Annotated in this window: 24 protein-coding genes; 10 read left to right on the top strand and 14 right to left on the bottom strand. The window is 70.2% G+C overall.

Annotated elements, in window-relative coordinates; translation table 11 throughout:
* Positions 1-13: 13 nt before the first annotated feature.
* Together DMC64_RS04765 and DMC64_RS04770 are read right to left on the bottom strand one after the other, a co-directional pair.
* Positions 14-1,048, bottom strand: a complete 1,035-nt coding sequence (locus DMC64_RS04765; RefSeq protein ID WP_125732225.1) for a zinc-dependent alcohol dehydrogenase family protein — start codon at positions 1,046-1,048, stop codon at positions 14-16.
* Between the two features lie 44 nt (positions 1,049-1,092).
* Positions 1,093-1,629, bottom strand: coding sequence for a DinB family protein (locus DMC64_RS04770; RefSeq protein WP_125732227.1), 537 nt, complete (start codon positions 1,627-1,629; stop codon positions 1,093-1,095).
* Between the two features lie 126 nt (positions 1,630-1,755).
* Here DMC64_RS04770 and guaA point away from each other — a divergent pair, with 126 nt between their 5' ends.
* On the top strand, positions 1,756-3,312 hold the full coding sequence (gene guaA, locus DMC64_RS04775; RefSeq protein ID WP_125732229.1) for a glutamine-hydrolyzing GMP synthase: 1,557 nt from the start codon (positions 1,756-1,758) through the stop codon (positions 3,310-3,312).
* Positions 3,313-3,607: 295 nt separating this feature from the next.
* Here the strand turns inward: guaA and DMC64_RS04780 are convergent, their stop codons facing one another.
* Both DMC64_RS04780 and DMC64_RS04785 read right to left on the bottom strand, forming a co-directional pair.
* Complete coding sequence (locus DMC64_RS04780) at positions 3,608-3,850, bottom strand: hypothetical protein (RefSeq protein ID WP_125732231.1); 243 nt, start codon at positions 3,848-3,850, stop codon at positions 3,608-3,610.
* Positions 3,843-5,114, bottom strand: coding sequence for a PspC domain-containing protein (locus DMC64_RS04785; protein ID WP_125732233.1), 1,272 nt, complete (start codon positions 5,112-5,114; stop codon positions 3,843-3,845). Before DMC64_RS04785 ends, DMC64_RS04780 begins: the two co-directional genes overlap by 8 nt.
* 111 nt (positions 5,115-5,225) lie before the next feature.
* Here DMC64_RS04785 and DMC64_RS04790 point away from each other — a divergent pair, with 111 nt between their 5' ends.
* The 3 genes from DMC64_RS04790 to DMC64_RS04800 are packed head-to-tail and all read left to right on the top strand — an operon-like array spanning position 5,226 to position 7,671.
* Positions 5,226-6,581, top strand: a complete 1,356-nt coding sequence (locus DMC64_RS04790) for an ATP-binding protein (RefSeq protein ID WP_125732235.1) — start codon at positions 5,226-5,228, stop codon at positions 6,579-6,581.
* Positions 6,582-6,588: 7 nt separating this feature from the next.
* Positions 6,589-7,296: a response regulator transcription factor gene (locus DMC64_RS04795; protein ID WP_085939730.1), complete on the top strand. Its 708-nt coding sequence runs from the start codon at positions 6,589-6,591 to the stop codon at positions 7,294-7,296.
* The gene (locus tag DMC64_RS04800; RefSeq protein ID WP_125732237.1) at positions 7,297-7,671 is read left to right on the top strand and encodes a DUF4345 domain-containing protein; all 375 of its coding nucleotides are present in this window, start codon (positions 7,297-7,299) and stop codon (positions 7,669-7,671) included.
* Positions 7,672-7,748: 77 nt separating this feature from the next.
* Here DMC64_RS04800 and DMC64_RS04805 read toward each other — a convergent pair whose 3' ends face one another.
* Positions 7,749-8,093, bottom strand: a complete 345-nt coding sequence (locus DMC64_RS04805; protein WP_037332532.1) for a hypothetical protein — start codon at positions 8,091-8,093, stop codon at positions 7,749-7,751.
* The gene (locus DMC64_RS04810) at positions 8,090-9,031 is read right to left on the bottom strand and encodes a DMT family transporter (RefSeq protein WP_125732239.1); all 942 of its coding nucleotides are present in this window, start codon (positions 9,029-9,031) and stop codon (positions 8,090-8,092) included. Before DMC64_RS04810 ends, DMC64_RS04805 begins: the two co-directional genes overlap by 4 nt.
* Before the next feature lie 102 nt (positions 9,032-9,133).
* Between DMC64_RS04810 and DMC64_RS04815 the strand changes: the two genes are divergently transcribed.
* Together DMC64_RS04815 and DMC64_RS04820 are read left to right on the top strand one after the other, a co-directional pair.
* Complete coding sequence (locus DMC64_RS04815; RefSeq protein WP_125732241.1) at positions 9,134-10,066, top strand: LysR family transcriptional regulator; 933 nt, start codon at positions 9,134-9,136, stop codon at positions 10,064-10,066.
* Between the two features lie 70 nt (positions 10,067-10,136).
* On the top strand, positions 10,137-10,805 hold the full coding sequence (locus DMC64_RS04820; RefSeq protein ID WP_125732243.1) for an alpha/beta hydrolase: 669 nt from the start codon (positions 10,137-10,139) through the stop codon (positions 10,803-10,805).
* On the opposite strand, the gene DMC64_RS04825 is transcribed toward DMC64_RS04820, so the two are convergent.
* The 7 genes from DMC64_RS04825 to DMC64_RS04855 form a co-directional block, all read right to left on the bottom strand.
* Positions 10,802-11,851 carry a serine/threonine-protein kinase gene (locus DMC64_RS04825; protein WP_125732245.1) on the bottom strand — a complete coding sequence of 350 codons (1,050 nt, stop codon included), beginning with the start codon at positions 11,849-11,851 and terminating at the stop codon, positions 10,802-10,804. The genes DMC64_RS04820 and DMC64_RS04825 overlap by 4 nt on opposite strands.
* 13 nt (positions 11,852-11,864) lie before the next feature.
* Complete coding sequence (locus DMC64_RS04830; protein ID WP_125732247.1) at positions 11,865-13,490, bottom strand: serine/threonine-protein kinase; 1,626 nt, start codon at positions 13,488-13,490, stop codon at positions 11,865-11,867.
* Positions 13,491-13,709: 219 nt separating this feature from the next.
* Positions 13,710-14,555, bottom strand: coding sequence for a hypothetical protein (locus DMC64_RS04835; RefSeq protein WP_125732249.1), 846 nt, complete (start codon positions 14,553-14,555; stop codon positions 13,710-13,712).
* Positions 14,556-14,810: 255 nt separating this feature from the next.
* Positions 14,811-16,040, bottom strand: a complete 1,230-nt coding sequence (locus tag DMC64_RS04840; RefSeq protein WP_233629564.1) for a hypothetical protein — start codon at positions 16,038-16,040, stop codon at positions 14,811-14,813.
* Between the two features lie 338 nt (positions 16,041-16,378).
* Positions 16,379-16,684 (bottom strand): hypothetical protein, encoded by a 306-nt coding sequence (locus tag DMC64_RS04845; protein WP_037332522.1) that lies wholly within the window; start codon positions 16,682-16,684, stop codon positions 16,379-16,381.
* A 152-nt stretch (positions 16,685-16,836) separates the two neighbouring features.
* Entirely contained in the window at positions 16,837-17,124 is a 288-nt protein-coding gene (locus DMC64_RS04850) for a chorismate mutase (RefSeq protein WP_016331191.1), read from the bottom strand.
* A gap of 171 nt (positions 17,125-17,295) precedes the next feature.
* Positions 17,296-17,715 (bottom strand): DUF1707 domain-containing protein, encoded by a 420-nt coding sequence (locus DMC64_RS04855; RefSeq protein WP_125732251.1) that lies wholly within the window; start codon positions 17,713-17,715, stop codon positions 17,296-17,298.
* Between the two features lie 90 nt (positions 17,716-17,805).
* Here DMC64_RS04855 and pcrA point away from each other — a divergent pair, with 90 nt between their 5' ends.
* The gene (pcrA, locus tag DMC64_RS04860; protein WP_125732253.1) at positions 17,806-20,214 is read left to right on the top strand and encodes a DNA helicase PcrA; all 2,409 of its coding nucleotides are present in this window, start codon (positions 17,806-17,808) and stop codon (positions 20,212-20,214) included.
* Positions 20,215-20,890: 676 nt separating this feature from the next.
* Here pcrA and DMC64_RS04865 read toward each other — a convergent pair.
* Positions 20,891-21,577: a M23 family metallopeptidase gene (locus DMC64_RS04865; protein ID WP_037332518.1), complete on the bottom strand. Its 687-nt coding sequence runs from the start codon at positions 21,575-21,577 to the stop codon at positions 20,891-20,893.
* A 586-nt stretch (positions 21,578-22,163) separates the two neighbouring features.
* Here DMC64_RS04865 and DMC64_RS04870 point away from each other — a divergent pair.
* The 3 genes from DMC64_RS04870 to sucC all read left to right on the top strand — a co-directional run bounded on the left by DMC64_RS04870 (position 22,164) and on the right by sucC (position 25,633).
* On the top strand, positions 22,164-23,990 hold the full coding sequence (locus DMC64_RS04870) for a hypothetical protein (protein ID WP_125732255.1): 1,827 nt from the start codon (positions 22,164-22,166) through the stop codon (positions 23,988-23,990).
* Positions 23,987-24,346, top strand: coding sequence for a hypothetical protein (locus DMC64_RS04875; RefSeq protein WP_125732257.1), 360 nt, complete (start codon positions 23,987-23,989; stop codon positions 24,344-24,346). Before DMC64_RS04870 ends, DMC64_RS04875 begins: the two co-directional genes overlap by 4 nt.
* A 117-nt stretch (positions 24,347-24,463) precedes the next feature.
* A complete protein-coding gene (sucC, locus tag DMC64_RS04880; protein WP_016331197.1) occupies positions 24,464-25,633 on the top strand; it encodes an ADP-forming succinate--CoA ligase subunit beta in 1,170 nt (389 codons plus the stop codon).

Below are 25,633 nucleotides of genomic sequence, written 5' to 3' on the forward strand. Positions count from 1 at the left end.
CAAGGTATTCCAGTCAGGGTTCGACGAGCACCTTGAGCGCCTCGCGGTCGGCCATCGCACGGTAGCCGTCGGGAACCTCTTCGAGCCCGATGGTCCGGTCGAAGACCTTGCCCGGCTGGTACTTGCCCTCGACGACGTCTTCGAGCAGCTCGGGGATGTAGTGGCGGGCCGGGGCGACGCCGCCGGTGACGGTGATGTTGCGGCGGAAGAGCGCGGGGCCGATCGGGCCCTCGGCGTACTGCGGCACGCCGACGCGGCTCACCGTGCCGCCGGGGCGGACAGCGCCGACCCCCATCTCGAAGGCGGGCTTCGTGCCGACGCATTCGAGGACGGTGTGCGTGCCTTCGCCGCTTGTCAGCTCTCGCACCTTCTCGATGCCTTCGTCGCCGCGCTCGGCTACGACGTCTGTCGCGCCGAACTCACGGCCCAGGTCCGTGCGGGTCCGGTGGCGGCCCATCAGGATGACGCGCTCGGCGCCGAGGCGTTTCGCCGCGAGAACCGCGGAGAGACCGACGGCGCCGTCACCGATGACAGTGACGGTGGTGCGCTCGTTCACGCCCGCCTTGACCGCCGCGTGGTGGCCGGTCGCGAACACATCGGAGAGCGTGAGGAACGAGGCGAGCAGGTCGTCGTCCTCGGTGTGCGGCAGTTTCACCAGCGTGCCGTCGGCCTGCGGGACGCGGACGGCCTCGCCCTGACCGCCGTCGACGCCCTTCGCGCCCCAGTTGCCGCCGTGCAGACAGGAGGTGTGGAGGCCTTCGCGGCAGAACTGGCACGTGTTGTCGGAGTAGACGAAGGGCGCGACGGCCAGGTCCCCCGGCTTGAGCGTGGTGACGTCGGAGCCGACGGCCTCGACGACACCGAGGAACTCGTGCCCGATCCGGACGCCGCGGTCGCGTGCGGGCATGCTGCCGTACGGCCAGAGGTCGCTGCCGCAGATGCAGGAGCGGGCGACGCGGAGGAGGGCGTCGGTCGGTTCGCTCAGCTTCGGGTCCGGGACGGTCTCGACGCGCACGTCACCGGCGCCGTAGATGAGTGTCGCTCGCAAGACGGGTCCTTTCCTCGGCTGGCCCCAGTATGGGCGCGTCGCGTTTAGCCCGCTAAACGCGATCGGTGGAGGTCGCGCAGCAGGAGGATTTCGGCGCCGTGGTGGATGGCCTCCCGGTTGATATGCAGAACGAGGGCGGCGAAGGGGTACTCCGCGTACGGGCCCTCAGCCTCGCCGCAGGGCCGTTCGAGGCCTTCGGCGGTGAGGGCGCGGACGCCGTCACGCCAGCGCGCGTAGGCGTCGTCGAGTTGCTCCAGCGCTTCCTTGGCGGAGGCCGCGTAGGGGAACGTCTGATAGTCGACGGGCGGGCCGTCGAAATGCGACGCGTTCCGCATCCCGAAGACGCCGACGATGATGTGGGCGAGGCGCCAGGCGATCGTCGTGACCGGCGGCGGGGACGGCTCCGGATACGCCCAGTCGATCGTGACGTCACCGTTCTCGCCCGGCCGCACAGTCCAGCAGTCCTCGACGGGTTCCCAGAGGTATTCGTCGTCGGTGAGGGTGTCCAGCCGAGGGCGCAGGTGGTTCTTCCAGTGCCAGTCGAGCTGTTCGGAGAGTTCCTTGCTCCAGTCGATGCCCATGTCCCGGACGCTAGGCCGCGTCGCGGTCATCCGCTGTCCTGAATCGTGAGGGGGTTGGCGGCGGGGTGACCGGGCCCACCTGGGACGATGGTGGGGAAGCGTACTGCTCTGATCTGGAGGTTTCAGGTGCCCAGTCCCACCGGTCCGGTACTCGTCGTGGACTTCGGGGCGCAGTACGCGCAACTGATCGCGCGCCGGGTGCGTGAGGCGCAGGTCTACTCCGAGGTCGTCCCGCATACCGCCACCGCCGAGGACATCCTCGCCAAGGACCCCGCCGCGATCATCCTTTCCGGTGGTCCTTCCAGCGTGTACGCGGAGAACGCGCCCGCCCTCGCCCCCGGGCTGGTCGACGCGGGCGTGCCGATCCTCGGCATCTGCTACGGCCACCAGGTGCTCGCGCAGGCCCTCGGCGGCACCGTCGAGCCGACCGGGATCCGCGAGTTCGGCCGCACCGAGGTCCGCGTCGCCGGTGAAGGCGGCGTCCTGCACGCCGGTCTCCCGAGCAACCAGCCCGCGTGGATGAGTCACAACGACAGCGTCACCAAGGCCCCCGAGGGCGCCACTGTGACCGCTTCGAGTGACGGCGCAGCCGTCGCCGGGTTCGAAGACGTCGAGCGCCGCTTCGCCGGCGTCCAGTACCACCCCGAGGTGCACCACTCGCCGCACGGCCAGGAGGTGCTCCGCCGGTTCCTGCACGACATCGCGGGCATCAAGCCGCAGTGGACGACGTCGTCCATCGTCGACGACCAGGTCAAGCGCATCGCCGAGCAGGTCGGCGACGGCCGGGCGATCTGCGGGCTGTCCGGCGGCGTCGACTCCGCCGTGGCCGCCGCGCTGGTCCAGCGGGCCATCGGTGACCGGCTGACCTGTGTGTTCGTCGACCACGGCCTGCTGCGCGCGGGCGAGCGCACCCAGGTCGAACGCGATTTCGTCGCCGCGACCGGGGTGAACCTGGTGACCGTCGACGCGCGCGACCGGTTCCTCGACGCGCTGGCCGGGGTCACCGACCCCGAGGAGAAGCGCAAGATCATCGGCCGCGAGTTCATCCGCGTGTTCGAGCAGGCCGAGCGCGACCTCAAGGCCGAGGGCGACTACAAGTTCCTGGTCCAGGGCACGCTGTACCCGGACGTCGTCGAGTCCGGCGGCGGTGAGGGCGCGGCGAACATCAAGAGCCACCACAACGTCGGCGGGCTGCCCGACGACCTGCAGTTCGAGCTCGTCGAGCCGCTGCGCCTGCTGTTCAAGGACGAGGTGCGGCGCGTCGGGCTGGAGCTCGGGCTGCCGGAGACGATCGTGCAGCGGCAGCCGTTCCCCGGCCCGGGGCTCGGCATCCGGATCGTCGGCGCCGTCGACGCCGAGCGGCTGGAGACGCTGCGCGCGGCGGACGCCATCGCGCGCGAGGAGCTCACCGCGGCCGGGCTCGACGGCGAGATCTGGCAGTGCCCGGTGGTGCTGCTGGCCGACGTCCGCAGCGTCGGCGTCCAGGGTGACGGGCGGACCTACGGGCACCCGATCGTGCTGCGGCCGGTGTCGTCCGAGGACGCGATGACCGCGGACTGGACGCGGCTGCCGTACGAGGTCCTGGAGCGGATCTCGACCCGCATCACGAACGAGGTCGCCGAGGTGAACCGGGTGGTCCTGGACGTCACGTCCAAGCCGCCGGGCACCATCGAGTGGGAGTGACCGCTCCCGCTCCGACCTGCGTTTCGCGGGCTAAACGCGATCTGTCCGTCCTGGGGGCACCCAGGCGACCGGATCGCGTTTAGCCCGCGAACTGCGTTCTGGGGCCTGGGGCACCCGCCGCGGCCCGGATCGCGATTAGGGGGCGAAACGCAGGTCGGCGGGGGTGGGCACCGTGGCGACGTCGGATCGCGTTTAGCCCGCGAAACGCAGGTCGGCGCGGGAGGGGGCGGAGCAAGGCGAAGGCCCCGGCGAGGGGCCGGGGCCTTCGGAGTGGGGTGGAGCGTCAGCGGCGCCGCTAGCGGCGGCTCTTGCGCAGCGAAGCGGCGAGCAGCAGGACGCCGACGAAGATCGCCCCGCCCGCCATGACCCACCGGAAGTCGAACTGCGGGAGCCACGTGGAGCCGTCCGAGAGGACGTAACCCGACACCAGCAGCGTCGCGATCCCGACGATCAGGGTGATGACGTCCACCCCGCGCTTCGCCGGCTGAGTCGCCTGGGTCTGCGTGCTGTCGTAGTTGTCGTAGTCGTACTCAGCCACGACGCACCTCCACGTTCCCGACACCGTTCTTGACCTGCAGAGTGATCTTCTGCCCGTTGTCACCCGCCGAAGTGAAGTCGATGCTGTCCTCGCCGACCCCCGAGCGGGACTGGCCGAGGCAGTCGACGTCGCCCGCGCCCGTCTCGCAGGAAACCTTCACCTCGGCTCCCGCCGGAACGAGCACCGTCGAGTTGCCCGCACCGCTGGAGACCTTCGTGGTCACCGAAGCGCCCGCCGGCAGCTTGGTCAGGTCGACATCGACGTTCCCCGCCGAGCGGTGGTATTCCGGCAGCACCTCGGACACCTGGACCGGGGTCGCCGTCAGGTCGCCGACGCCGCCCTTCACGGAGAAGCTCTCGAACGGCACCGTGGTCAGCGCCATCCCGACGATCGCCAGCGGCACCGCGAGCCCGATCAGCCCGCGACCGCCCCGCACGAACGAACCGGCCACCAGGCCGATACCGACCACGCCCAGGGTGAGCCCGACGACGTGCTGCATGGTGAACCACGGCTCGCCGTCCAGGCCGAGGACGGTGCCGACGCCGCCGACCAGCACGGCGATCCCGAAGGTCGCGGCGCCGATCTTCGACTTGCGGCGGCGGGGCATCGGCGGCGCGGGCGGCGGCGGAGGGGTCTGCGGCGGCATGCCACCGGACGGCGAGGCGTTCGGCAGATCCCAAGCGGACGGGTCGGCCGCGAGCGGGTCCCAGCCGCCCTCGGTCGCCGTCGAAGCGGAGGCGGCCGACGCCGACGCCATCGAGAACGCGGCGGCGGGCTGAGCCGGGGCGGGCATCGACGGCCGGTTGAACTGACCGCGGTTGCGGTGCAGCAGGTACAACGCGACGGCCATCAGCGCGAAACCGATCAGCCCGGTGCCGTCGGTCATCCAGCCGCCGCTCAAGGTCCAGGTGAGACCGGGGAACAGCAGGATCAGCAGCAGCACCGCGAACGCCGGAGAACTCGACGCGCGCCCCCGGCCGATCAGGCCCTCGAACGCGGAAACGCGGTCGCCTTCCTGCGGCAGGAACAGCCAGCCCAGCAGATAGACGAAGACGCCGAACCCGCCGAACACCGTCGCGGCGACCAGCGCGACCCGGACCACGGTCGGGTCGATGCCGTACCGGTAGCCGATGCCCGCGGCGACGCCGGCGAACTTGCGGCCGTGCACCGGCCGGACCGGCCTGCTCCGCCAGAAATCCTTGACGGTCTCCTCGAAGCCGGCCGCGGGGCCGCGCTTCGGAACCTGTGTCTCACTCCCACTCATGCCACAAAGAATGCGCTCCGGCGGGCCCTCGCCACATCCGGGAACTCCCCTGAGGTTTCCCCCAGCGGGAAGAGTCAGGGGTTTCCCCGATGGATCAGTACCCCACTCCGTGTGACCATGGAGAACGTGCAGGAATCCGCCCCGACCGACCTCGCCGGACAGGTGAAGCCGACGATCATCGAGCGCCCTCCGGTGCCCGTTCCCGGCAGCCTGTCCCCGGCACCGTTCGAGCCGCCCAAGATGTACCGCCGCCGTTCCGGCCGCGCCATCGCGGGTGTCGCCGGCGGTCTCGCCGACCACCTCGGCGTCAAGGTGCTCTGGGTCCGGATCGCGTTCGCGTTGCTGGCCGCCCTGAACGGCGCGGGTCTGCTCGCGTACGGCCTGCTCTGGGTGTTCGTCCAGCAGCGATCCGGCGAGGCCGAGCCGGAGAAGTCCGCGCCGAAGGAGAAGCAGCAGGCCTTCGGGCTCATCGCGCTGGGTGTCGGCCTCGCCGTCGCCAGCGGCACGCTGACCGGTCTGATCAGTGGCTGGGTCGCCATCCCGCTGGCGCTGGCGATGATCGGTGCGGCCGTCGTCTGGCGCGAGGCCGACGAGTCACAGCGGCGGCGCTGGCGGATCAGTGCCAAGGGCGGGGTCGCCACGGCGTTCCTCGGCGGCGGGGGCTGGTCGGCCGCGATCCGGCTGGTCGCCGGTGTCGCGCTGGTGATGACCGGTATCGGCGTCGTCGTCCTGGAAAGCGGCAGTATCGACCAGGTCAAGTTCGCGCTGGTCGCGGTGATCGCGACGCTGTTCGGCGTCGCCGTGCTGACCGTCCCGTTCTGGCTGCGCCTGGTCCGCGACCTCTCCGACGAGCGCACCGCCCGCATCCGCACCGACGAACGCGCCGAGATCGCCGCGCATCTGCACGACTCGGTCCTCCAGACCCTCGCGCTGATCCAGAAACAGGCGGAATCGCCGCGCGAGGTCGCCAGGCTCGCGCGCGGTCAGGAACGCGAGCTGCGCGGCTGGTTGTACGGGCCGTCGGGATACGGCAAGAGCAAGAAGACCGAGGAAGAGGCCGTCAGCGGTCAGCTGTCCGAAGTGCTCGCGGCCGCCTGCGGCGAGGTCGAGGACGCGTTCGCGATCTCGGTGCAGCAGGTCGTCGTGGGGGAGGCGACGTTGAACGAGCCGCTGACCGCGCTGGTCCAGGCGGCGCGCGAAGCGATCGTGAACGCCGCCAAGCACGCGGGCGTCGACGAGGTCAGCGTGTACGCCGAGGTCGAGCCGACAGCCGTCACGGTGTTCGTGCGCGACCGGGGCAAGGGGTTCGACCCCGACGTCGTGCCGAGCGACCGGCACGGTCTCGCCGATTCCATCCGGGGGCGGATGGAACGGCACGGCGGGAAGCTGAAACTGCGTACCGCACCGGGTGAAGGAACCGAGGTCCAGCTGGAGATGCCGGTCAAGGCGGGGAAGGGTGCGGCGTGAGGTCGCTATGCTCACGGGACAGGGCGAGCGAGGGAGCATCGTGACGGAGAACCAGCAGACGCGGGAGCCGGTCAAGGTCTTCCTCGTCGACGACCACGCGCTCTTCCGGGCGGGTGTGCGCACCGAACTGGACTCGATCACCGACGACGTCCGCGTGGTCGGTGAGGCGGGCTCGGTGGCCGAGGCGGTCGCGGGTATCGCCCGGACCAAACCGCAGGTCGTGCTGCTCGACGTGCACATGCCGGACGGTGGCGGCGCCGAGGTGCTGCGCCGGGTCCGGCCGGAACTGCCGGACGTCGTGTTCCTCGCGCTGTCGGTCTCCGACGCCGCGGAGGACGTGATCGCCGTGATCCGCGCGGGGGCGCGGGGGTACGTCACGAAGACGATCTCGTCGAAGGAGCTCGTGCGCGCCGTCGTGCGGGTCTCGGACGGGGACGCGGTGTTCTCGCCGCGGCTGGCCGGGTTCGTGCTCGACGCGTTCGCCGACCGGCCGGGTTCCGCGCCGATCAGCGACCCGGATCTCGACCTGCTGACCCCGCGGGAGCGTGACGTGCTGCGGTTGCTGGCGCGCGGGTACGCGTACAAGGAGATCGCGTCGGAGCTGTTCATCTCGGTGAAGACCGTCGAGACCCATGTGTCGAGCGTCCTGCGGAAGACGCAGCTTTCGAATCGGTACGAGCTTTCGCGCTGGGCTTCCGACCGGCGTCTCGTCTAGGTGGCGCCTGTTCTCCTCGGCCTGGTGGCCGTGTTCTTCCTGGGCATGGGACTGCTCGGGCTCGCCGCGCCGAAGCGGCTGATCCGGCCGTTCGGCATCTCGCTGGAGTCGGCGACGGCGCGGACCGAGGTGCGGGCCGTCTACGGCGGCTTCGGGGTGGCTGTCGCGGTGCTGCTCGGGTTCGTGGCTTTCGACGTCGGCGGGATCCAGCGGGGCGTCGCGATCGCGGTGGCCGTCGCGCTCGCCGGGATGGCCTTCGGACGGCTGGTCGCGCGGTTCGCGGAACGGCCCGAGCGGTTCTACCCGAGCTGGCTCTACTTCTGGGTCGAGATCGTCCTCGCCGCCCTGCTCGTCCTCGCGGCCCTGACGCCCTGACTTGCGTTTCGCGGGCTAATCGCGATCCGGCGAGCCCCCAGGCCCCACCGCGTCGCGATCAGCCCGCGAAACGCAGGTCAGCGGAATTCGTGGGTGACCTCGATCTTCCCCACGATGTGCGTGTTGAACTCGGCGAGGTCTTCGGCCGGGACCCAGAGCTCCAGGATCGTCTTCCCGCCCGCCTGCTGGACGGGATACCGTTCGACGAACGACGTCTCGACCTCGAACCGCGTCACGAAGCCCGCGCCGTCGTGGCGCACGTTCCAGTCACGGGCGATCTTGATCGCGTAGTCCTCGTTCAGCACCGGGTAGAAGATCGGCTGCTCCGGCAGTCTCGGCGGCCACTCGCGCCAGCCCGACTCGCGGACGAGGTCGAGCTCGACGGGTCCGGTGGGGCGCCACAGCGTCGTCGTGTCCGTCATGGCGCGACCTTGTCGACGGCGGCCAAAGGGGGCTCGACCTGCGGAGTGGTAGCAAAGGTCCCTTGCTCCCTCGGGCGGAGCCGGGTCAGCGCGACCCCGCCCAGCACGACGACCATCCCCGCGATCACCCGCAGGTTCAGCGGCTCGGCCAGGAACACCGCCCCGAGCAGCACCGAGACCACCGGCAGCAGGTAGCCGACGATCGACGCCGCCACGGCGCCCTCGCTCGCGAGGAGCTGGTAGTTCAGCGCGAACGCGATCCCGGTCGACCCGATCCCCAGGATCACCACCGCGACGATCGCGCCGGCGCTCAGACGCACCGGTTCGAAACCGCCCATCGGCATCGCGAGCAGCAGGAACCCGGTCGCCAGCAGCATCTGCCCGCCGGCCAGCGACATCGGCGAGTCGCCGGTGCCGGTGAGGTACTTGCCCTCGTAGACGAACGCGAAACCGTAGCTCGCGGCCGCCGCGAGGCACGCCAGCGCACCCCAGCTGAGCAGGCCGGACGCCTCCCACGGCGCGAAGATCAGCAGGATCCCGGCGAGCCCGACGACCAGCCCGGTGACCCGCACCGCGGTCATCCTCGTCCGCGCGCCCATCATCGGAGCGGCCAGCAGCACCCACAGCGGCGTCGTCGAGTTCAGCACGCCGGTGATCCCCGAATCGACGGTCAGCTCACCCCACGCGAACAGCAGGAACGGCAGCGCGTTGTGGAAGAACGCCGCGACGGCCAGGTGCCCCCAGATCCGCCGCCCCGACGGCAGCCTGTCCCGGCCGAGATAGCAGAGCCCGATCAGCACCGCCGCGCCGAGCGCCACCCGCGCCAGCACCAGCTGCACCGGCGTGAACGCGCCGAGCCCCAGCTTGATCCAGAAGAAACTCGATCCCCACATGAGCGCCAGCGCGCCGATCCGCAGCAGGGTCTTCGTCTCGCCCACCCCAGTCCTCCTTAAATGCCTGGCCCAGCTTCGCCGGACCGACGCGTAAGGACAAGCGAAAATAACTGCAGGGAGCCTTAAGAAGAACTGTACGATCGGAGCATGCTGGACGTCCGCCGCATGCAGGTCCTCCGAGCCGTGATCAGCAGCGGCTCGATCACCGCCGCCGCCCGGAACCTCGGCTACACACCATCCGCGATCAGCCAGCAATTGTCCACCCTGGAAAGGGAAGCGGGCGTCGAACTGCTCGAACGCGTCGGCCGCGGCGTGCGCCCGACGCCCGCCGGTTCGCTGCTGTCCGAACACGCGGAAACGCTGAGCACGCAGCTCGCCAAGGCCGAAGCCGCGCTAACCGAACTCAAGGAAGGCCGCACGGGCAGGCTCGCGATCCGCTATTTCGCCACCGCCGGCGCGTCACTGGTGCCCTTGGCCGTCGCCGCGCTGCGCCGGGACTTCCCGGGTGTCCGCCTCGACCTCAAACTGGTCGAGCCCGACGATTCGATGCCCGAGATCGAGTCGGGCAAGGCCGACGTCGCGATGATCGTGCTCCCCAGCAGCGCTCCCCGGATCAAGGGCGTCGAGTACATCCACCTCCTCGACGACCCGTACCGCGCGATCCTGCCGAGGAACCACCGGCTCGCCCGCAAACGCGTCCTCGATCTCGCCGAACTCGCGGAGGACCCGTGGGTCGGCGTCGACGGTCTCCCAGGCGCCTGCCGCGACATCCTGCTCGACGCCTGCGGTGCGGCCGGTTTCGCCCCGAACCACGTCGTCGAATCCGAGGATTACCAGACGGCACAAGGGTTCGTGGCCGCCGGGCTCGGCGTCGCGCTGATCCCGGAACTCGGTCTCGGCGCCCCGCATCCCGGTGTCGCCATCCGCAAGGTCCGCCGTCCGGATCCGGTGCGGTCCATCCACGCGGCCGTCGCCGCGCACGCCAGGGAACATCCCGCGGTGCGGCGATTCCTCGGCGCGATCCGCGAAGGGGCCGTACAGACAAGCGGGAATGGCCGAGTGGGCACGAAAACCGGCTGAGCTTGAACAGCCGCGCGGGCGGTCGACAACCTGGCGGGGAAGCCACATTCCCGCCGGCGAAAGGACTTCCGTGCGTCCCCTGATCGTCCTGCACGGCTCATGGCACCAGCCCGCCCATTTCGACGACGTCGTCGAACGCCTCCGCCGGGACGGCGCCGAGGTCACCGTCCCCGACCTCGGCGCGCGCCCGATCGCCGAAACCACCCGGACCGTCCAGGAAATCGTCGACAAGGCGGCCGAGCCGCCGGTGGTGCTCGCGCATTCCTTCGGCGGCCTGACCGCCAGCGGGCTGCGGGGGACCTCGCATCTGATCTATCTGGCCGCGATCGTCAGCGAGCCGGGTGAAACCGCCCAGTACTGGATCGAGCGGACCAGAGAGGAAACCGGCCGCGAACCCCAGCCGCTGCCCTTGATCTTCGACGATGAAGGCTGGACCCATCTCGATCTCGCCGTCGTCCGCGAGGCCATGTACGCCGACTGCACGGACGCCGTCGCCGAGCGCGCCACGACCCTGCTGCGCCCTGAACCCGTCACGATCTTCGACGAGTCGCCGGAAGGCTCGGCGTGGAAGGACACCCCGACCACGTACGTCACCTGCACCGAAGACCGGGCGCTCGTCCCGGAAATGGTCGTCCACTTCGCCGCCCGGTGCGACACGACGGTGACCTGGCGCGCGAGCCACAGCCCGTACCTCAGCCGTCCCGTCGAACTGGCGACGCTGGTCCGCGAGCGGCTCTAAATCAGGAACAGCTCCGCGAACAGCACGCCGATCAGGATCGCCGCCACCACGGCACCCGCCGTGATCAGCCACTTCCGGGTGTCCGGCGACTTCGTGGCCGCCGGCGCGGCGGGAGCGGGAGCGTACTGCCGCGTCGGCGGCGCGTACTGCGGCTGCGGCGGCTGATACTGCTGCGGTTGGTGCTGGGGGAACTGCGGAACCGGCTGCTGCGACGGCTGATGCGTCGGGATCGGCATCGAGGCCGGAACCGTCGGCATCGCCGGGGCGGTCGGCGGGATGAACGCCGTCTGCCGCCCTTCGGTGATCGCGTTCAGCGAGCGGACGGTGTCCGCCATCGTCGGCCGCGCGTCCGGCTCCGCCCGCAGCATCTTGCGCAGCGCGCCGGCCAGTGGCCCGGCGGTCTGCGGCGGCCGTTCCGAGGACTCGCCGTCCTCCCCGAACGGCGGCACCCCCTCGACGGCCGTGTACAGCGTCGCGCCCAGCGAGAACACGTCGGACGCCGAAGTCGCCGGTTCACCGCGCGCCACCTCGGGCGCGCGGTACGCCGGACTCGGCCCGCCACCGGTGATGCCGATGTCGGTGAGCTTCACGCCGCCGTCGTCGGCCAGCAGGACCGTGCCCGGCTCGACCGTCCGGTGCACCACCCCGGCCTCGTGCATCGCGGCCAGCGCGCGGCCGAGCACGATGCCCAGCCCGGCCGCCTGCTCCGCGGTGAGCCTGCCGTGCTCGGCGAGGAAGGTCGCCATCCCGCGGGACGGGATGTACTCCATCACCAGCCACACGTCCGGCCCGTCTGGCAGCACGTCGTACACCTTGATGGCGGTGGCGTGCTCGAACTTGGCCGCGTCCTTGCCTTCCTGGACGACGACGGCCTTGGCCTGCTCCGCCCGGTCCGGCGGCAGGCCGACGGGCAGATACATGCGCTTCATCGCGACCGTGCGCAGCAGACGGGTGTCGAACGCCAGCCACACGATGCCCGCCCGGCCACGCCCGATGGGCTGGTCGAGGCGGTATCGGCCGCCGATGATGGAACCTTCAGAACTCAAGGCAATCCTCGGATCACGCGCCAGCCGGGGTCGAACTCGCTGGAGGAGTCGGCGTGGTGCTCGGTGGTGGGTCGTCTGACGACGTCGGCGGCTTCGGACTCGACGTCTTCGTCGGTTTCGAACTGGTCGGCCGCTCCGGCTCATCCGTCTGGCTCGCCTTGCTCGACGTCTTCTTCGACGAGGTCGGCGTCTCCTTGGGCGGCTCGGCCGACTGCGTCTCCGTCGGCGTTTCCGTCGTCTCCGGAGCCGAAGACGTCGCCGAAGGAGTCGGCTTCGTCGACGAGTTCCCCACCTGCGCGGGCGTCTCCGGGTTGTTCGGGCTCAGCAGCCAGAAGCCCAGCGCGGCCAGCGCCACGACCACGACACCGCCGATGATCGCGGGTTTCTTCCAGGCGCCCGGCTTCTCGTCGTCGTCCTCGTCCACCGGGCTGGTCTGCGCGCGGGTGGGCGGCGGCGGAGGGGGCGGGTCGTCGTAGTCGTCGTCGTACGGATCGTCGTCGTAGTCGCCCGCGGGGATCGGGACGGCGCGCGTGGGCGCGGGGCCGGCGCCCGGGTGGCCGCGTTCGGCCAGCAACGCCGTCTCGTCGTAGTTGTCGTACCCGTCGTAGTCGTCTTCCGGGTATCCCGACGCGGGCGGCTGGTGGTAGTCGTCCTCGTCGTCGTAGTACGAACCGGCCGCGGCCTGATCGTCGAGGAGCGAACCCGAGTGGCCGGCGGCCTCGCTGTCGAGCGCCTGGGTCACGCCGCCACCGGCGAGCGCGCCCGCGATCGGCGCGGCGAGCACGGTGTCGTCGGCGGGGCCGCCCAGCGGCGTTTCACCCCGCGCGACGGCGGCGAGGAGCTCTTCGCACTCTTCGGCGGTGGGCCGGTGCCGCACCTCCGGGTGCAGCAGCACGGCCAGCACGCTGGCGAGCGGGCCGGACTGGCGCGGCGGGATGATCTGCCCGGCCGCGACGGCGTGCAGGAGGCTCAGCGTGTTCTCGCTGAGGCCGAACGGCGGCTGGCCCTCGCAGGCCGCGTAGAGCGTCGAGCCGAGCGAGAAGACGTCGGACTCCGGGCCGGGGTCGCCGCCGATGGCCACCTCGGGCGCCAGATAGGCGGGGGTTCCGGCGATCATCCCGGTCTTCGTGACCGTGACGTCGTCCTTGGCCCGCGAGATGCCGAAGTCGGTGATCTTCACGGTGCCGTTGGGCGCCAGCAGGATGTTGCCGGGTTTGATGTCGCGGTGCACGATGCCGACCGCGTGCGCCTCGGTCAGCGCCGCCGCGACCTGCGCGCCGATCCGCGCGACCTCGGTCGGCGGCAGCGTCCGCTCCTCCTGCAGCACCTGGGCGAGGCTCGTGGAGTTCAGGTACTCCATGATCAGGCAGGGCTGGCCGTTGTCGTCGGTGACGACGTCGAACACCGAGATGGCGTTCGGGTGGTGCAGTCGCGCGGCGATCCGTCCTTCGCGCATCGTGCGCTGGCGGGCGTCTTCGGCGTCGTGAGCCTCAAGACCCGGCTGCAGCAGCAACTGCTTGATCGCCACCGTGCGGCCGAGTACCTCGTCGTGCGCTTGCCACACGGCCCCCATCGCGCCCGTGCCGATCCGCCCGGCGATGCGATATCGACCGGCGACCAGGCGACCCTCGTCGCTCACGCGACCTCCCTTTGGGCTCCGTCTTCACGTCGCGGAGTCGTCCGCGCACGCGGTGCGGCCTTCAGCACGCCACAGCGTTGGAGCGTATGCACATGTAGTGGTCTGTGTGCCGGCTTTTCCGAGACCGACTCGTGACAAGGCTAGGCGCTCACTCTGCGCACACACACGCGGCACACTCTGATCGCCCTGGGTGGAGGGCCGTTACACGCGGGGTGTTCGTCACATGTGCTGCGCGGACAACAGCCGCGCGTCGGTGATCAGGCCGGTCGTCTCGTCGGCGAATTCCAGTACCTGGGTGACCCGGAGCAGGCCGCCGTCCGGGTTGCGCATGGTCACCACGGCGAGGATGGTGCCGTCGGCCTGTTCGCGGATGTCCTGGATCTGGATGGCGTCCATCGAGCTCCAGGCCTCGATCAGCCTGCCGGCTTCGGACTCGGCCAGCACCGGTGTGATCAGCGACATCGCGCCGTACGGATCGGCGTCGACGGTCCGGTAGAACTTCCGGACCGCTTCGATCTTGTCCTCGACCGTGCTGACCGCGGCCGGTTTGGTGGCAGGCTGAGAACTCGTGCTGCCCGCCGGGGAACTCGGCCGGGGGAGCGAGCCCGAACCGGTGCCCGAGGAGGGCTGGGCCTTCGAGCTGGTGCCCGACGTCGACGGCGTCTCCTGCTTCCGCTGCGGCTCCGTGGCGTCCGGGACGGCGAGTCCGCCGAGCGCGGCGGCTCCGCTCATCGTTTCCGGCGCGGTGGCGCGCGGCACCGTGCCTTCCCGCTGGGCGCCCGCGAGCACGCCCGCGGTGACGACGGCGCCTGCGACCAGCAGTCCGGCGGCGACCAGTCCGGCGAGCTTGGCCCGCCGCGCGGCGCGGCTCTCCGGCTCGTCCTCTTCGGGCTCGGGCCGGGGTGCGGGCTCTTCACGGGTGCGCGCGGGCACGAACTTCTGCGGCTCGCGGAAGACCTGCTCGAGATACTCGCGGTCGACGCGGGTGTCGTTCAGGATCTCTTCCGGGATGACGTCCTCGACACGTACGGCGTCCTCACGCCGTATGCGCTGTCGATCAAGCACGAAATTCCTCGCTCTGGTCCGGGGCAGGCACTGGGCCGTTCGGCCGGTGCCTTTGGTCCGCGCGGCCGTCTTCTGAACGGTGCGGACCCTGCAGTCGTCAGGTAACCCTGTGCGGACGGTGCACGGCCAGGCTCTATCGCCGGAATGCCGTCGCGATACGACGAACGGCAGCTTAGGTCACCCACCCGGACCAGGGATGACCGCTCAACGCACCGCACGTGCAGAGGAACAGGACACTTGCACGTGCGTGGTCGCCTACATGCCGTCGTCGACGATCTTGTCGTCGTCACCGAAGGTGAACGTGCGCTGCTCCATGGTCTTCGTACCGTCTTTGTGAGTGACTTCGACGGTGTTGACGGTGACGCCCCGGCGCTGGTCGATGCTGACCTTCTTCACCTCGAAGTAGGCGACATCGGCATAGCGCTCTCGGAGGCCCTGAGCACCTTCTTCGCCCAGGCTGCCCGAGGTCACCGAGGACGCCTGTTGGGGGTCGGTGGTGACGGAGTTGAGGAAGAGCTCGGTGTTGTCGCCCATCGCCTGCGGGTCCGACTGCTCCTTGTACCAAGGGGCCGTGGTCGTGGTCCGGTCGGCGGGCACGACCGGCGGCTTCTGCGGCCGGCCGCTCGACGACGGCGCGGGCCCGGAGGTGACCGGTCCGCCCGAGTCGGGCCGCGACGAGCCGGTCCCGGTGTCGTCGCTGTCCGACGACGTGCCGGAGTTGCTGGAACTCCGGTCGTCTTTTGTGGAGGAGTCGGTCTCGGATTCGGACGGGTTGCCGGCCGCGCCACCCTGCGGCGGGGTGGTCGGATTGCCGGCGAGACCGTCCTGGGACAGCGGGCTGCCGCCGCGGTAGCCGGGCCAGCCGCCCTGACTCTGCTGCTCGGGGAGGGGCTTGCCGACCAGGAACGAACCGGCGAAGAGCAGGCCGACCACGACCAGCGCGGACGCCGCGGCCGCGAACCAGGCGGCCTTGCGCCAGGTCTTGGGCGGGGTCACGGAGGCGGGCACCGAGCCGAGGTCGAAGGTGCTCAGGCCGTCGACGGGCGGGGCGACGTAGACACGGACGTCACTGTCGTCGATCTCCGCCGGCTCGGGACGGCGGGGGGCGGGGGCGGTCAGCGTCACCTTCGTGCGCTGGGCGGCTTTCGCGCGCCGCTCCTCGACGGGCGTCATGGTGGGTTCGGTCAACGAGACCTCGACGCGGGCAGGGCGCTCTACGGGAACTTCGCGAGCGGGCTGGGGGAGCGGCAGCAGGCCGCTCGATGGGGCGTAGCCGGGGCTCGGCGCCCTCCTGTTCCGCGGTGGCGGCAAGGGAAGGGAACCGGTGGAAGGCGGGGCGAACTCGCGGTGCGCGTGATGCCCGTGCCCGGTCGGGCGCTGCCGCCTCGGCGGCACGGGTGGGGTCCAGCTCTCGGTGCCGCCCGCCCGGTGACGACCTGTCTGTGTGGTGCCGTTGCGTCCCTGGTGTTCCGCCCAGCCGTTCATGTCCGAGCGACCCCCTCACAGGCCCGCCCTGACGTCGATGTGACACCGGTTAAGCCGAACGGAGCAGCGGTTTCACGGGATCCCTCGCTTGCAGACTCCCGGGCAGTCTCGTGAGCAAATGCACGCGCATACGACTGGGGGCGCGCGGGGCCGTCGCCCCCGCGCGCCATGCGGGCATCGCCCGACCCAGACGCAAGGGTCCTCACGAGGTCCACACTAAAAGTTCGACACCCGCAAGTCTTCACCCACTCTGCAAGTTGCAGATGTTTCACTCGGTCGGGCGCGGCCGAACGGGCCTCGGTGACGTAACGCTGTGCTATCGGCGCTGGTGGGGTCGCTCAGTTGCCGCTGCGGTACTTCTGCTGGGTCGATTGCAGGGCTTTCGTGGCGGTGATCCCGCTACCCGCTGCAAGCAAAATCGCGATGATGTCGAGCGGCGTTCCCCCACTCGTGAGCAGCCAGGCGAAAAGCGAAGCCGCGGTGGTACCCGCTGCGATCGGCCAGCGCGTCTTGACGTACTGGGCGACGGGAGTGCCACCGGCGCGCTTACCCGCCGCGTTGTTCAGCATGGCGAGATAACCGACATGGCCCAATGCCGCGAGGACACCGGCGATCGCGATGATCACGGCGATGAGGTTAATCATGTGTCCAGTTTGCCTGGTCCCGCGCCGTCGTGGCTCGGGGAACACCCTGAGTTCCGCCTCACGCCGCAGGATCGTGACGTGGCCGGATCGCGTTTAGCGGGCTAAACGCGATCCGGGTGCGTCGTGGGGGAGCAAGGGACCTTTGCTACCACCTACCGCCCCAGCCTGCCCCGCCCCAGGTTGAGCAGCGCCATCGCCAGCTGCCGGCCCTCCGGCCCGAGTTCGCGGTAGCGCGCGAGCACGTCCATCTCGCGGTTGTAGACGATCCTGGTGCCGCCCGCGGCCATCCTGGCCGCACCGATCGTCTTGGAGACTTCGACGCGGCGTTTGACCAGCCGCAGGATCTCGCCGTCGAGGAAGTCGATCTCCTTGCGGAGCTCGCCGATCTCTTCGGCCGTGGCGGTGGGTTCTTCGGCGTCCGGCTTCTGTGTGGTGTTCATCGGGACCTTTCTTCGGTCCGGATTCCCTGCTGGCCCCCGGAACAGCGTAAAGCCCCGGGGTCCGTGGACTCCGGGGCTTCGGGTGATGGCAATGGCGGCACTATGCGATCACGGGAGCCGGAGTCCGGGTCCCGTAAAAAAATCGCGTCGCGTGGTGCCGCATGCCGGTCATTATGCCACAGCGGCGCCGCCCTCCGGCCGGAAGCGACGGCGTGCTCCGCGGACACGCGCGTGCACGAGGACGCTCATGGCCAGCCAGAACATGGGCATCGCCGGCCAGAAGAACGGCACCCCGGAAGCGACCCAGCGGACGGTCAACAGCACCGAAAGCGCGACGGCGATCGCGAGATGGACCCGCACCGCCGGATGGCCGAGGACGATCGGCCGCCGCTTCGGGGCGGGTTTCGGCAGATCCGAGGTGAGCGCGGCGAGGTCGTCCGTGTATTTGGCGGAATACACAGCGCTCAACCGGTCTTCCACCTCTTCGAGAGTGAGCCGTCCTTCACCGCCGGCGGCCTGGATGCGGGTGGCGACCCGCTCACGGTCGGCGTCGGCGGCCCTGAGCCTGGAGGGAATTCCGTTGGTGTCCATGGCATCCGATCCTCCGCCGCGAACACCGTCCGCGCGTCGGACGGCAGGCGGCAACACCGCCTACGCCCGGCGCTGTAGCGTGGACCGGCGATGAACACCCTCTTCGATCTCCCAGCGGACGGTCCGGCCAAGCCCCGGCACTCGGATCTGCTCGACGACCTGAACCCGGCACAGCGCGAAGCCGTGACCCACGCGGGCTCGCCGCTGCTGGTCGTCGCGGGCGCGGGTTCGGGCAAGACCCGGGTGCTGACCCGCCGGATCGCGTACCTGCTGGCCGAACGGGACGTCCACCCCGGCCAGATCATGGCGATCACGTTCACCAACAAGGCGGCCGCGGAGATGCGGGAGCGGGTGAGCGACCTCGTCGGCCGCCGCGCGAACGCCATGTGGGTGTCGACGTTCCACTCCATGTGCGTGCGGATCCTGCGGCGTGAGGCCAAAACGCTGGAGATGTCGTCGAGTTTCTCCATCTACGACTCGGACGACACGAAGCGGCTCATCACCCTCGTCGCCCGGGATCTCGACATCGACCCGAAGCGGTACGCGGCGCGCACGCTGGCCGTGCACATCTCGAACCTCAAGAACGAACTGATCGATCCGGAGACGGCGGTCGCCGACGCGGGCAACGACCTCGAACGCCGCGTCGCCGAGGTGTACGTCGAGTACCAGCGGCGGCTGAACCAGGCCAACGCGTTCGACTTCGACGACCTCATCATGCGGACGGTCGAACTCCTGCAGACCTTCCCGGACGTCGCCGAGTACTACCGGCGGCGCTTCCGGCACGTGCTCGTCGACGAGTACCAGGACACGAACCACGCGCAGTACACGCTGGTCCGCGAACTGGTCGGCACCGAGACGAACGAGGCCGGGATCGAGCCCGCCGAGCTGTGCGTCGTGGGTGACGCGGACCAGTCGATCTACGCCTTCCGCGGCGCGACGATCCGCAACATCGAGGAATTCGAACGCGACTTCCCGAACGCGCGGACGGTGTTGCTGGAACAGAACTACCGCTCGACCCAGACGATCCTGAACGCGGCGAACGCGGTCATCGCGCGAAACCCGAACAGGCGCGCGAAGCGGCTGTGGACCGACTCGGGCGACGGCGAGAAGATCGTCGGCTACGTCGCGGACAACGAGCACGACGAGGCGGCGTTCGTCGCGGGCGAGATCGACGCGCTGGCGGACAAGGGCGAAGCGGACTACTCCGACGTCGCCGTCTTCTACCGCACCAACAACCAGTCCCGTGTCTTCGAAGAGATCTTCATCCGCCTCGGCCTGCCGTACAAGGTCGTCGGCGGGGTGCGGTTCTACGAGCGGCGCGAGGTCCGCGACATGCTCGCGTACCTGAGGGTGCTGGCGAACCCGGAGGACACGGTCAGCCTGCGCCGTATCCTCAACGTCCCCAAACGCGGCATCGGGGATCGCGCCGAAGCCGTCATCGCGACGTACGCCGAACGTGAGCGCATCTCGTTCGCGCAGGCGCTGCGCGGTGCCGTCAGCGGTGAGGTGCCGCTGCTGAACCCGCGTTCCGCCAAGGCGATCACCGGTTTCGTCGAGTTGATGGACGAGCTCGGCGAGGTCGTCGAGAGCGGCGCCGAAGTCGCCGACATCCTCGAAGCGGTCCTGGAACGCACGGGTTACCGCGCGGAACTCGAGGAGTCCGACGACCCGCAGGACGCGTCGCGGGTGGAGAACCTGACGGAACTCGTCACCGTCGCGCGGGAGTTCACCGAATTCACCGCGGAGGTCGCCGGTCCGGACGGTGAGCTGCCGGAGGCGGACCCGGGTGTGCCGGAGCCGGGCTCGCTGCCCGCGTTCCTGGAGCGGGTTTCGCTGGTGGCCGACGCGGATTCGGTCCCGTCGCCCGACGGCGGCGACGACGGCGACGGGCACGACGCGGGCGTGGTCACGTTGATGACCGTGCACACCGCGAAGGGCCTGGAGTACCCGGTCGTCTTCGGAACGGGCTGGGAGGACGGGATCTTCCCGCATATGCGCGCGCTCGGTGACCCGACGGAGCTGGCCGAAGAGCGCCGGCTCGCCTATGTGGCGATCACGCGGGCGAGGAAGCGGCTGTACGTCTCCCGTTCGATGGTGCGCTCGGCCTGGGGCCAGCCGCAGATGAACCCGGCTTCGCGGTTCCTCGACGAGCTTCCCGCCGATCTGGTGGATTGGCGCAGGCTCGCGCCTTCCTCTTCCTCCGGTGGTTTCGGTTCGTCGGGCGGATCGCCGCGTGCCGCGACGACCTGGGGCAGCCGGGGCGGTGGCGGCGGTTCGTCGTCACGGGCGGCGAGCACGAGTCCGTTCGGCAAGGGCTGGAAGGACACCGTCGCGCTCAAACTCGACGTCGGCGACAGGGTCAGCCACGACAAGTACGGGCTCGGCACGGTCGTCGCCTGCGACGGCGCGGGCCCGCGTGCCACGGCGACGATCGATTTCGGCGCCGCCGGCAAGGTCCGGCTGATGCTGATCGGCAGCGTCCCGATGGTCAAACTCTAGCCCTGACCTGCGGTTTTCCCCACGCGCCCGAAAACTGTCGGACCCTTCCCGTATACCTGTGTCGTCGAACACGAGTTCGATGCGCTGGGGTATGCTGGACAAGCCGGTATGCCCCGAACCGGGGAGGGGGCGCACGGTGTGGACGGGGTGCTGTTTCAGGTTCTCTCGAGTGGGGTACTCGAGTACTTGCGGGGTGTTGAAGAAGGGGCGGGACCGGATCGGGGTCCGGAACCGCCGGAAGTGCTCAGGCTGGTCGCGGCCTGGCGCGCGTTACTGCGGACACACGAACCGGACGGGGCCGGACGGTGTGTCGTATGCGGGCACGCGCGGCGATGGCTGTTCGGGCCGCGGCCAGCCGGGTGCCGATCTCCGTCTTGGAGACTTTTCGCCGGATGGCGGCCGATCGAACGGCGCCCGGCCGGTCTCTGCACGGTCTGGCAGATCGCCGTGGGGTACTTCGTCCGGAAACTGCCGGACGGCGTCGCCTGAGGCCTCTGAGGGCCCGGAAAATCACTCGGGCTCCGCGCCGGAGGACCTACGACGCTTCGTGATGCCCGCGATGGGGGAAGCGGAGGTCCTGGAGGCGCGCCTGAGCGTCATTGCCCGGCGCGCCCTCGTCGCGGACGGGATCACCGGTGTGGTGCGGAAAGGTGATGCGGGGAAGGGCGGGGCTCGATCAGCCGACGTTCACGCCACGGGCGGCGAGCCACGGGCGCGGGTCGATCTTCTTCGTGCCGTTCTGCCACACCTCGAAGTGCAGGTGCGGGCCGGTGCTCTGGCCGCGGTTGCCGACCTCGGCGATCTCCTCGCCGCACTTGACCTTCTGGCCTTCGCGGACGGAGAACGAGTTCATGTGGCCGTAGACGTGGACGGTGCCGTCGGCGAGCTGGACCTTGACCCAGAGGCCGAAACCGCTGGCGGGGCCCGCTTCGATGACCGTGCCGTCGGAGGCCGCGACGATCGGCGTGCCGATCGGGGCCGCGAGGTCGATGCCGAGGTGGCTCGTGCCCCACCGGGCACCGAAGCCCGAGGTGAAGGTGCCCTTGGTCGGCATGCAGGTCTTGGGGCGCTTGGCCTCTTCTTCGGCCTTGCGGGCCGCTTCGGCCTCACGCTTCACGCGGGCCTGGGTGATGCTGTTGTTGTCCGAGAGCTTCTGGGCCTCGGCGGAGGCGTTCGTCGACTGGCTCGTCGGCAGCAGTTCGGGGGCGCCACCACCGGCTCCGCCACCGAGGGCGAACGAGGCGCTCGCGTCCTGGGTGCTGGCCAGCGGGGTGACGGCGGCGTCGGAGGATTCCGAAACGGACTTCAGGGTCTGCCCGGCAGCGGCGGCCGCGAAGGCGCCGGCAGCGACGGCTGCGACCACGACACGGCCACGAAGGGCCGAGGACGGGGGCGACAGGCGGTGCGAGCCCCGGACGCGGACGACCGCACCATCGAGTGCGTTCTCGAGCGCCGGGGAAGGAGCTTGGCCGCCGGGGGAGCGGTGTGAAGCCAAGACGGGGCCTTCCATAGTTCGGGGAGTCGGATCAAGAGCCCGGGCGGGGGATCCCGGTGAACGACCTCGGGGGTGGTTCGTTCGGTGCTCTCATTCGTGATCTGACTGTAATGGGGACCCCGGGACAGTAACGAAGCGGCACCCCGGTCAGCAAGATCTGACGGCGCTCTCGGCCGATCGGGCGACGGAGATCTGGCCGTTGTCCAGTGGGGATTACCCAAAGTTAAACCAGGTTTACTCACAACCGTGTGACTTGTGTTACAGGTTCGAAGGGCCGTTCGGGGGTACCGGGCGGCCGGAAAGGGGGCGAACGAGGGAAATAACCGGTTGCCCGACGGTGTTGAAGGCTCCTTGCCCGGAGCCAGGCCAAGCCAGTCACGGCGAGAAGGCGTTCGGCCACGCTGGTGCCCTGCTGCCGGGCCCGGCCGAGCCCGGCTTGCTAGCGTCGCCGTCGATGACTTCGCGCTCACGGCACCCTGGTGACGAAACCACCGGGCAAGCCGTCCCCGGGACCGCGTCCGCCGAACTTCTCCGGAGCGAACCGGGCGCTCGCCCGCGAGCGCTCCTGCTGTCGGCTGGGCTGGTGTCGGCCGGTGCGGTCGCGCTGGCCGCCGGCGCGCTGATGCCCGTCGTCCGGGGTGGTTCGCCCGGGTTCACCGCCGCTCCCTTGCTGGTCGTGCTGGCCTTGGCGCCCGCGGCGGCCGTGCTCTACGCACTGGTCTCCGGGCGTCCGGGGCTCACGGCGGGCCTGGTGCTCGGGCTCACCGCGCTCGCGCCCGGGCGGCTGCTGCTGGATCTGCAGCTGCTCGCGGACGGTTCCCTGGCCGCGCGTCCGGAGTTGTTCCTCGCCGACAGGCTGCTCGCGATGCCGCAGGCCGGGCCGGGACTGTGGCCGCTGGTGGCGGGGCACCTGCTCACCCTCGCGGCCGGGGCCTTCGCCGCCGGGACCGCCCGCGACGAGGCGGAACTGGCGGGTGAACTCGACGGACGGCGCCGCTGGCGGTTGCTCGGGCCCGTGCTCGGCGTGGCGGGCGGGGTCGGTCTGCTGCTCGCTCCGTTCGGTTCGGGCAACGCGTACCTCCTGGCCAAGAACGCCTTCGAAGGCCCGACGGTCGCGATGGCCGGGTACCTGCTGCTCGCGGCCTTGCTTCCGCTGACGGTGCTCGTGGCCGTGAGCTCGCCCTCGGCCGGGGTCGGCAAGGGCGGCTTCGCGGGCGCGGGGCTGGCGGCGCTCGCGGTCGGTGTCCCGCCGGTGGTCGCGGGGCTGGTCGTGGACCGGCTTTCGGTCGCGCCGGGTTCGGTGGTGGTGACCGTCGCCGGTCTGGCGCTGGTCGGGCTGGCCTTCACCCGGTTCGACGTCGCGGAAGAGGACGAGGCCGTCACCGGTGACCTGGCGGGCGAAGCCAGGCTGCCCGGACTGTTCTGGTGGCGGCTGGCCACCGGAGGCCTGGCGTTGCTGGCCGCCGGTGCCGCGGCCGCGGGTGCGCTTGCACCGGTGCTGAAGGCCAACGGTCCGACGCCGGTCCCCGAGACGCCCGCGCGCTGGCTGCTGCTCGGTGCCGCCGTCGTGCTCGCCGTGCCGGCGCTGTTCGTCTTCGTGCCGCGGCTCTCGGCGTTCGCCAGGGGCGTCGTCGCGGCCACGTGGGCGGGCGTCGTCCTCGCGGGCGCGGCGGTGCTGAGCGCGGCCTTGTCCGTGACCGAGGACAAGGCGGTGGACCCGGCATTGTTCGGGGTCGACCTCCCGGTGCCGTTGCCGGACAAGGTCGGCTACTCGGCGGGCGCCGGGGTCACCTGGACGTTCATCGCGCTCGTGCTGGCGGCGCTGGCCGCGCTCGCCGCGGTGATCACCGGCGTCGTGGAACGCGACGACTCCGAAGAAGAGACCGACGAAACGCGCGTGAGCGGGACCGTGCTCACCCCGGTCGTCGCGGCCGCGGTGCTGGCGATCGCCGCGTTCGGCACCCCGGTGTTCGGCGCGCCCGGCTACACCGCCCCGGGACTGTGGTCGAACTTCGGCGCGGCGTCGTGGGGCCTGCTCGGCGCGCTGGCCGTCGTTCTCGGCTTGTACGCACTCGTCCCGCGTTCGCGGCCGGTCGCCGCGGCGTCCGCGCTGGCCGGGGCCGCGCTGGTGCTCGGCCTGCGCGCGGCGGAACTGCCGCTCGTCGGCTCGGAGTACGACGGCTCGTCGGCAGGGGTGGGGTTCTGGCTCGCGCTGGGCGGCGCCGTCGTCACCCTCGTCGCGGCCGGGATGGCCGTCGCGGGTTCACGGCGGGCCGGATGACCCGGCCCCTTCTTCGGGTCGTGCTGGCCGAGTTCGGTGTCGAGGAAGGTTCGGCGGTCGCGCTCGGCAGGTTGCTACGCGATGAAGGTGTCGAGGTCGTCTACGCCGGATGTCTCGACACCGTCGAACAACTCGTCCGGACGGTCGAACAGGAGGATCCGGACATCCTCGGGATCCTGCGTGGCGCGAGCGAACCGGAAGGGCTCGCCGAAACCCTCCCGGGCGTTCTGCTCTTCGCGGTCGGTAACGGCCCGAGCGGGTTCGACAACGCCTTCGAAAGCCAGGAAGACGCGGCGAACTGGGTCTCCGGTGTGCGGTCTCACACCGTGGAAACACCGTCTGACCGCGTACGGTGACCGACTTCACCAGGTGCGGAGTCCCCTGCTTCTGCGCAGGTCGCTAACCTCGACTGGTCCGACAGCGCGGTCCGGCAACGGACCACCACAGTGGCGTGTCGTCAGGAGACTGGAGTAGTGGACCTCTACGAATACCAGGCGAGGGATCTCTTCGCCGCCCACGGAGTACCGGTTCTGCCGGGTGCCGTGGCAAACACCCCCGAAGAAGCCAAGGCCACCGCCGAGAAGATCGGCAACCAGGTCGTCATCAAGGCGCAGGTCAAGACCGGCGGCCGCGGCAAGGCCGGCGGCGTCAAGCTGGCCCAGACGCCGGATGAGGCCGCCGAGAAGGCCGAGGCGATCCTCGGTCTCGACATCAAGGGCCACATCACGCGTCGCGTGCTGGTGGCCGAAGCCTCGGACATCGCCGAGGAGTACTACTTCTCCTTCCTGCTGGACCGTGCGAACCGCACCTTCCTCGCGATGGCTTCGGCCGAAGGTGGCGTGGAGATCGAGCAGCTGGCCGTCGAGCGCCCCGAAGCGCTCGCGAAGATCCCGGTCGACGCGATCGCCGGTGTCGACAAGGCGAAGGCCGTCGAGATCCTGACCGCGGGCAAGTTCCCGGAGAAGGTCGTCGACGAGGCCGCCGACGTCGTCGTGAAGCTCTGGGAGACCTTCGTCTCCGAGGACGCCACGCTGGTCGAGGTCAACCCGCTGGTCCGTGACCCGCAGGACAAGATCATCGCCCTCGACGGCAAGGTCACCCTCGACGAGAACGCCTCGTTCCGTCAGCCGGGCCACGAGGCCCTGGTCGACAAGGACGCGGAGAACCCGCTCGAGGCGAAGGCCAAGGCCAAGGACCTCAACTACGTCAAGCTCGACGGCGAGGTCGGCATCATCGGCAACGGCGCGGGCCTCGTGATGTCCACGCTGGACGTCGTGGCCTACGCGGGCGAGAAGCACGGCGGCGTCAAGCCCGCCAACTTCCTCGACATCGGCGGCGGCGCTTCGGCCGAGGTCATGGCGGCCGGTCTGGACGTCATCCTCAACGACACCGACGTGAAGAGCGTCTTCGTCAACGTCTTCGGTGGCATCACCGCTTGCGACGCGGTCGCGAACGGCATCGTCGAGGCGCTGAAGATCCTGGGCGACGAGGCCACCAAGCCGCTCGTCGTGCGGCTGGACGGCAACAACGTCGTCGAGGGTCGCCAGATCCTGGCCGACGCGAACCACCCGCTGGTCACCGTGGTGGACACAATGGACAACGCGGCCGACAAGGCCGCCGAGCTCGCCGCGGCAGGTGCGTGA

This window comes from Amycolatopsis sp. WAC 04197 (assembly GCF_003947475.1).
GTDB classification, from domain to species: domain Bacteria; phylum Actinomycetota; class Actinomycetes; order Mycobacteriales; family Pseudonocardiaceae; genus Amycolatopsis; species Amycolatopsis japonica.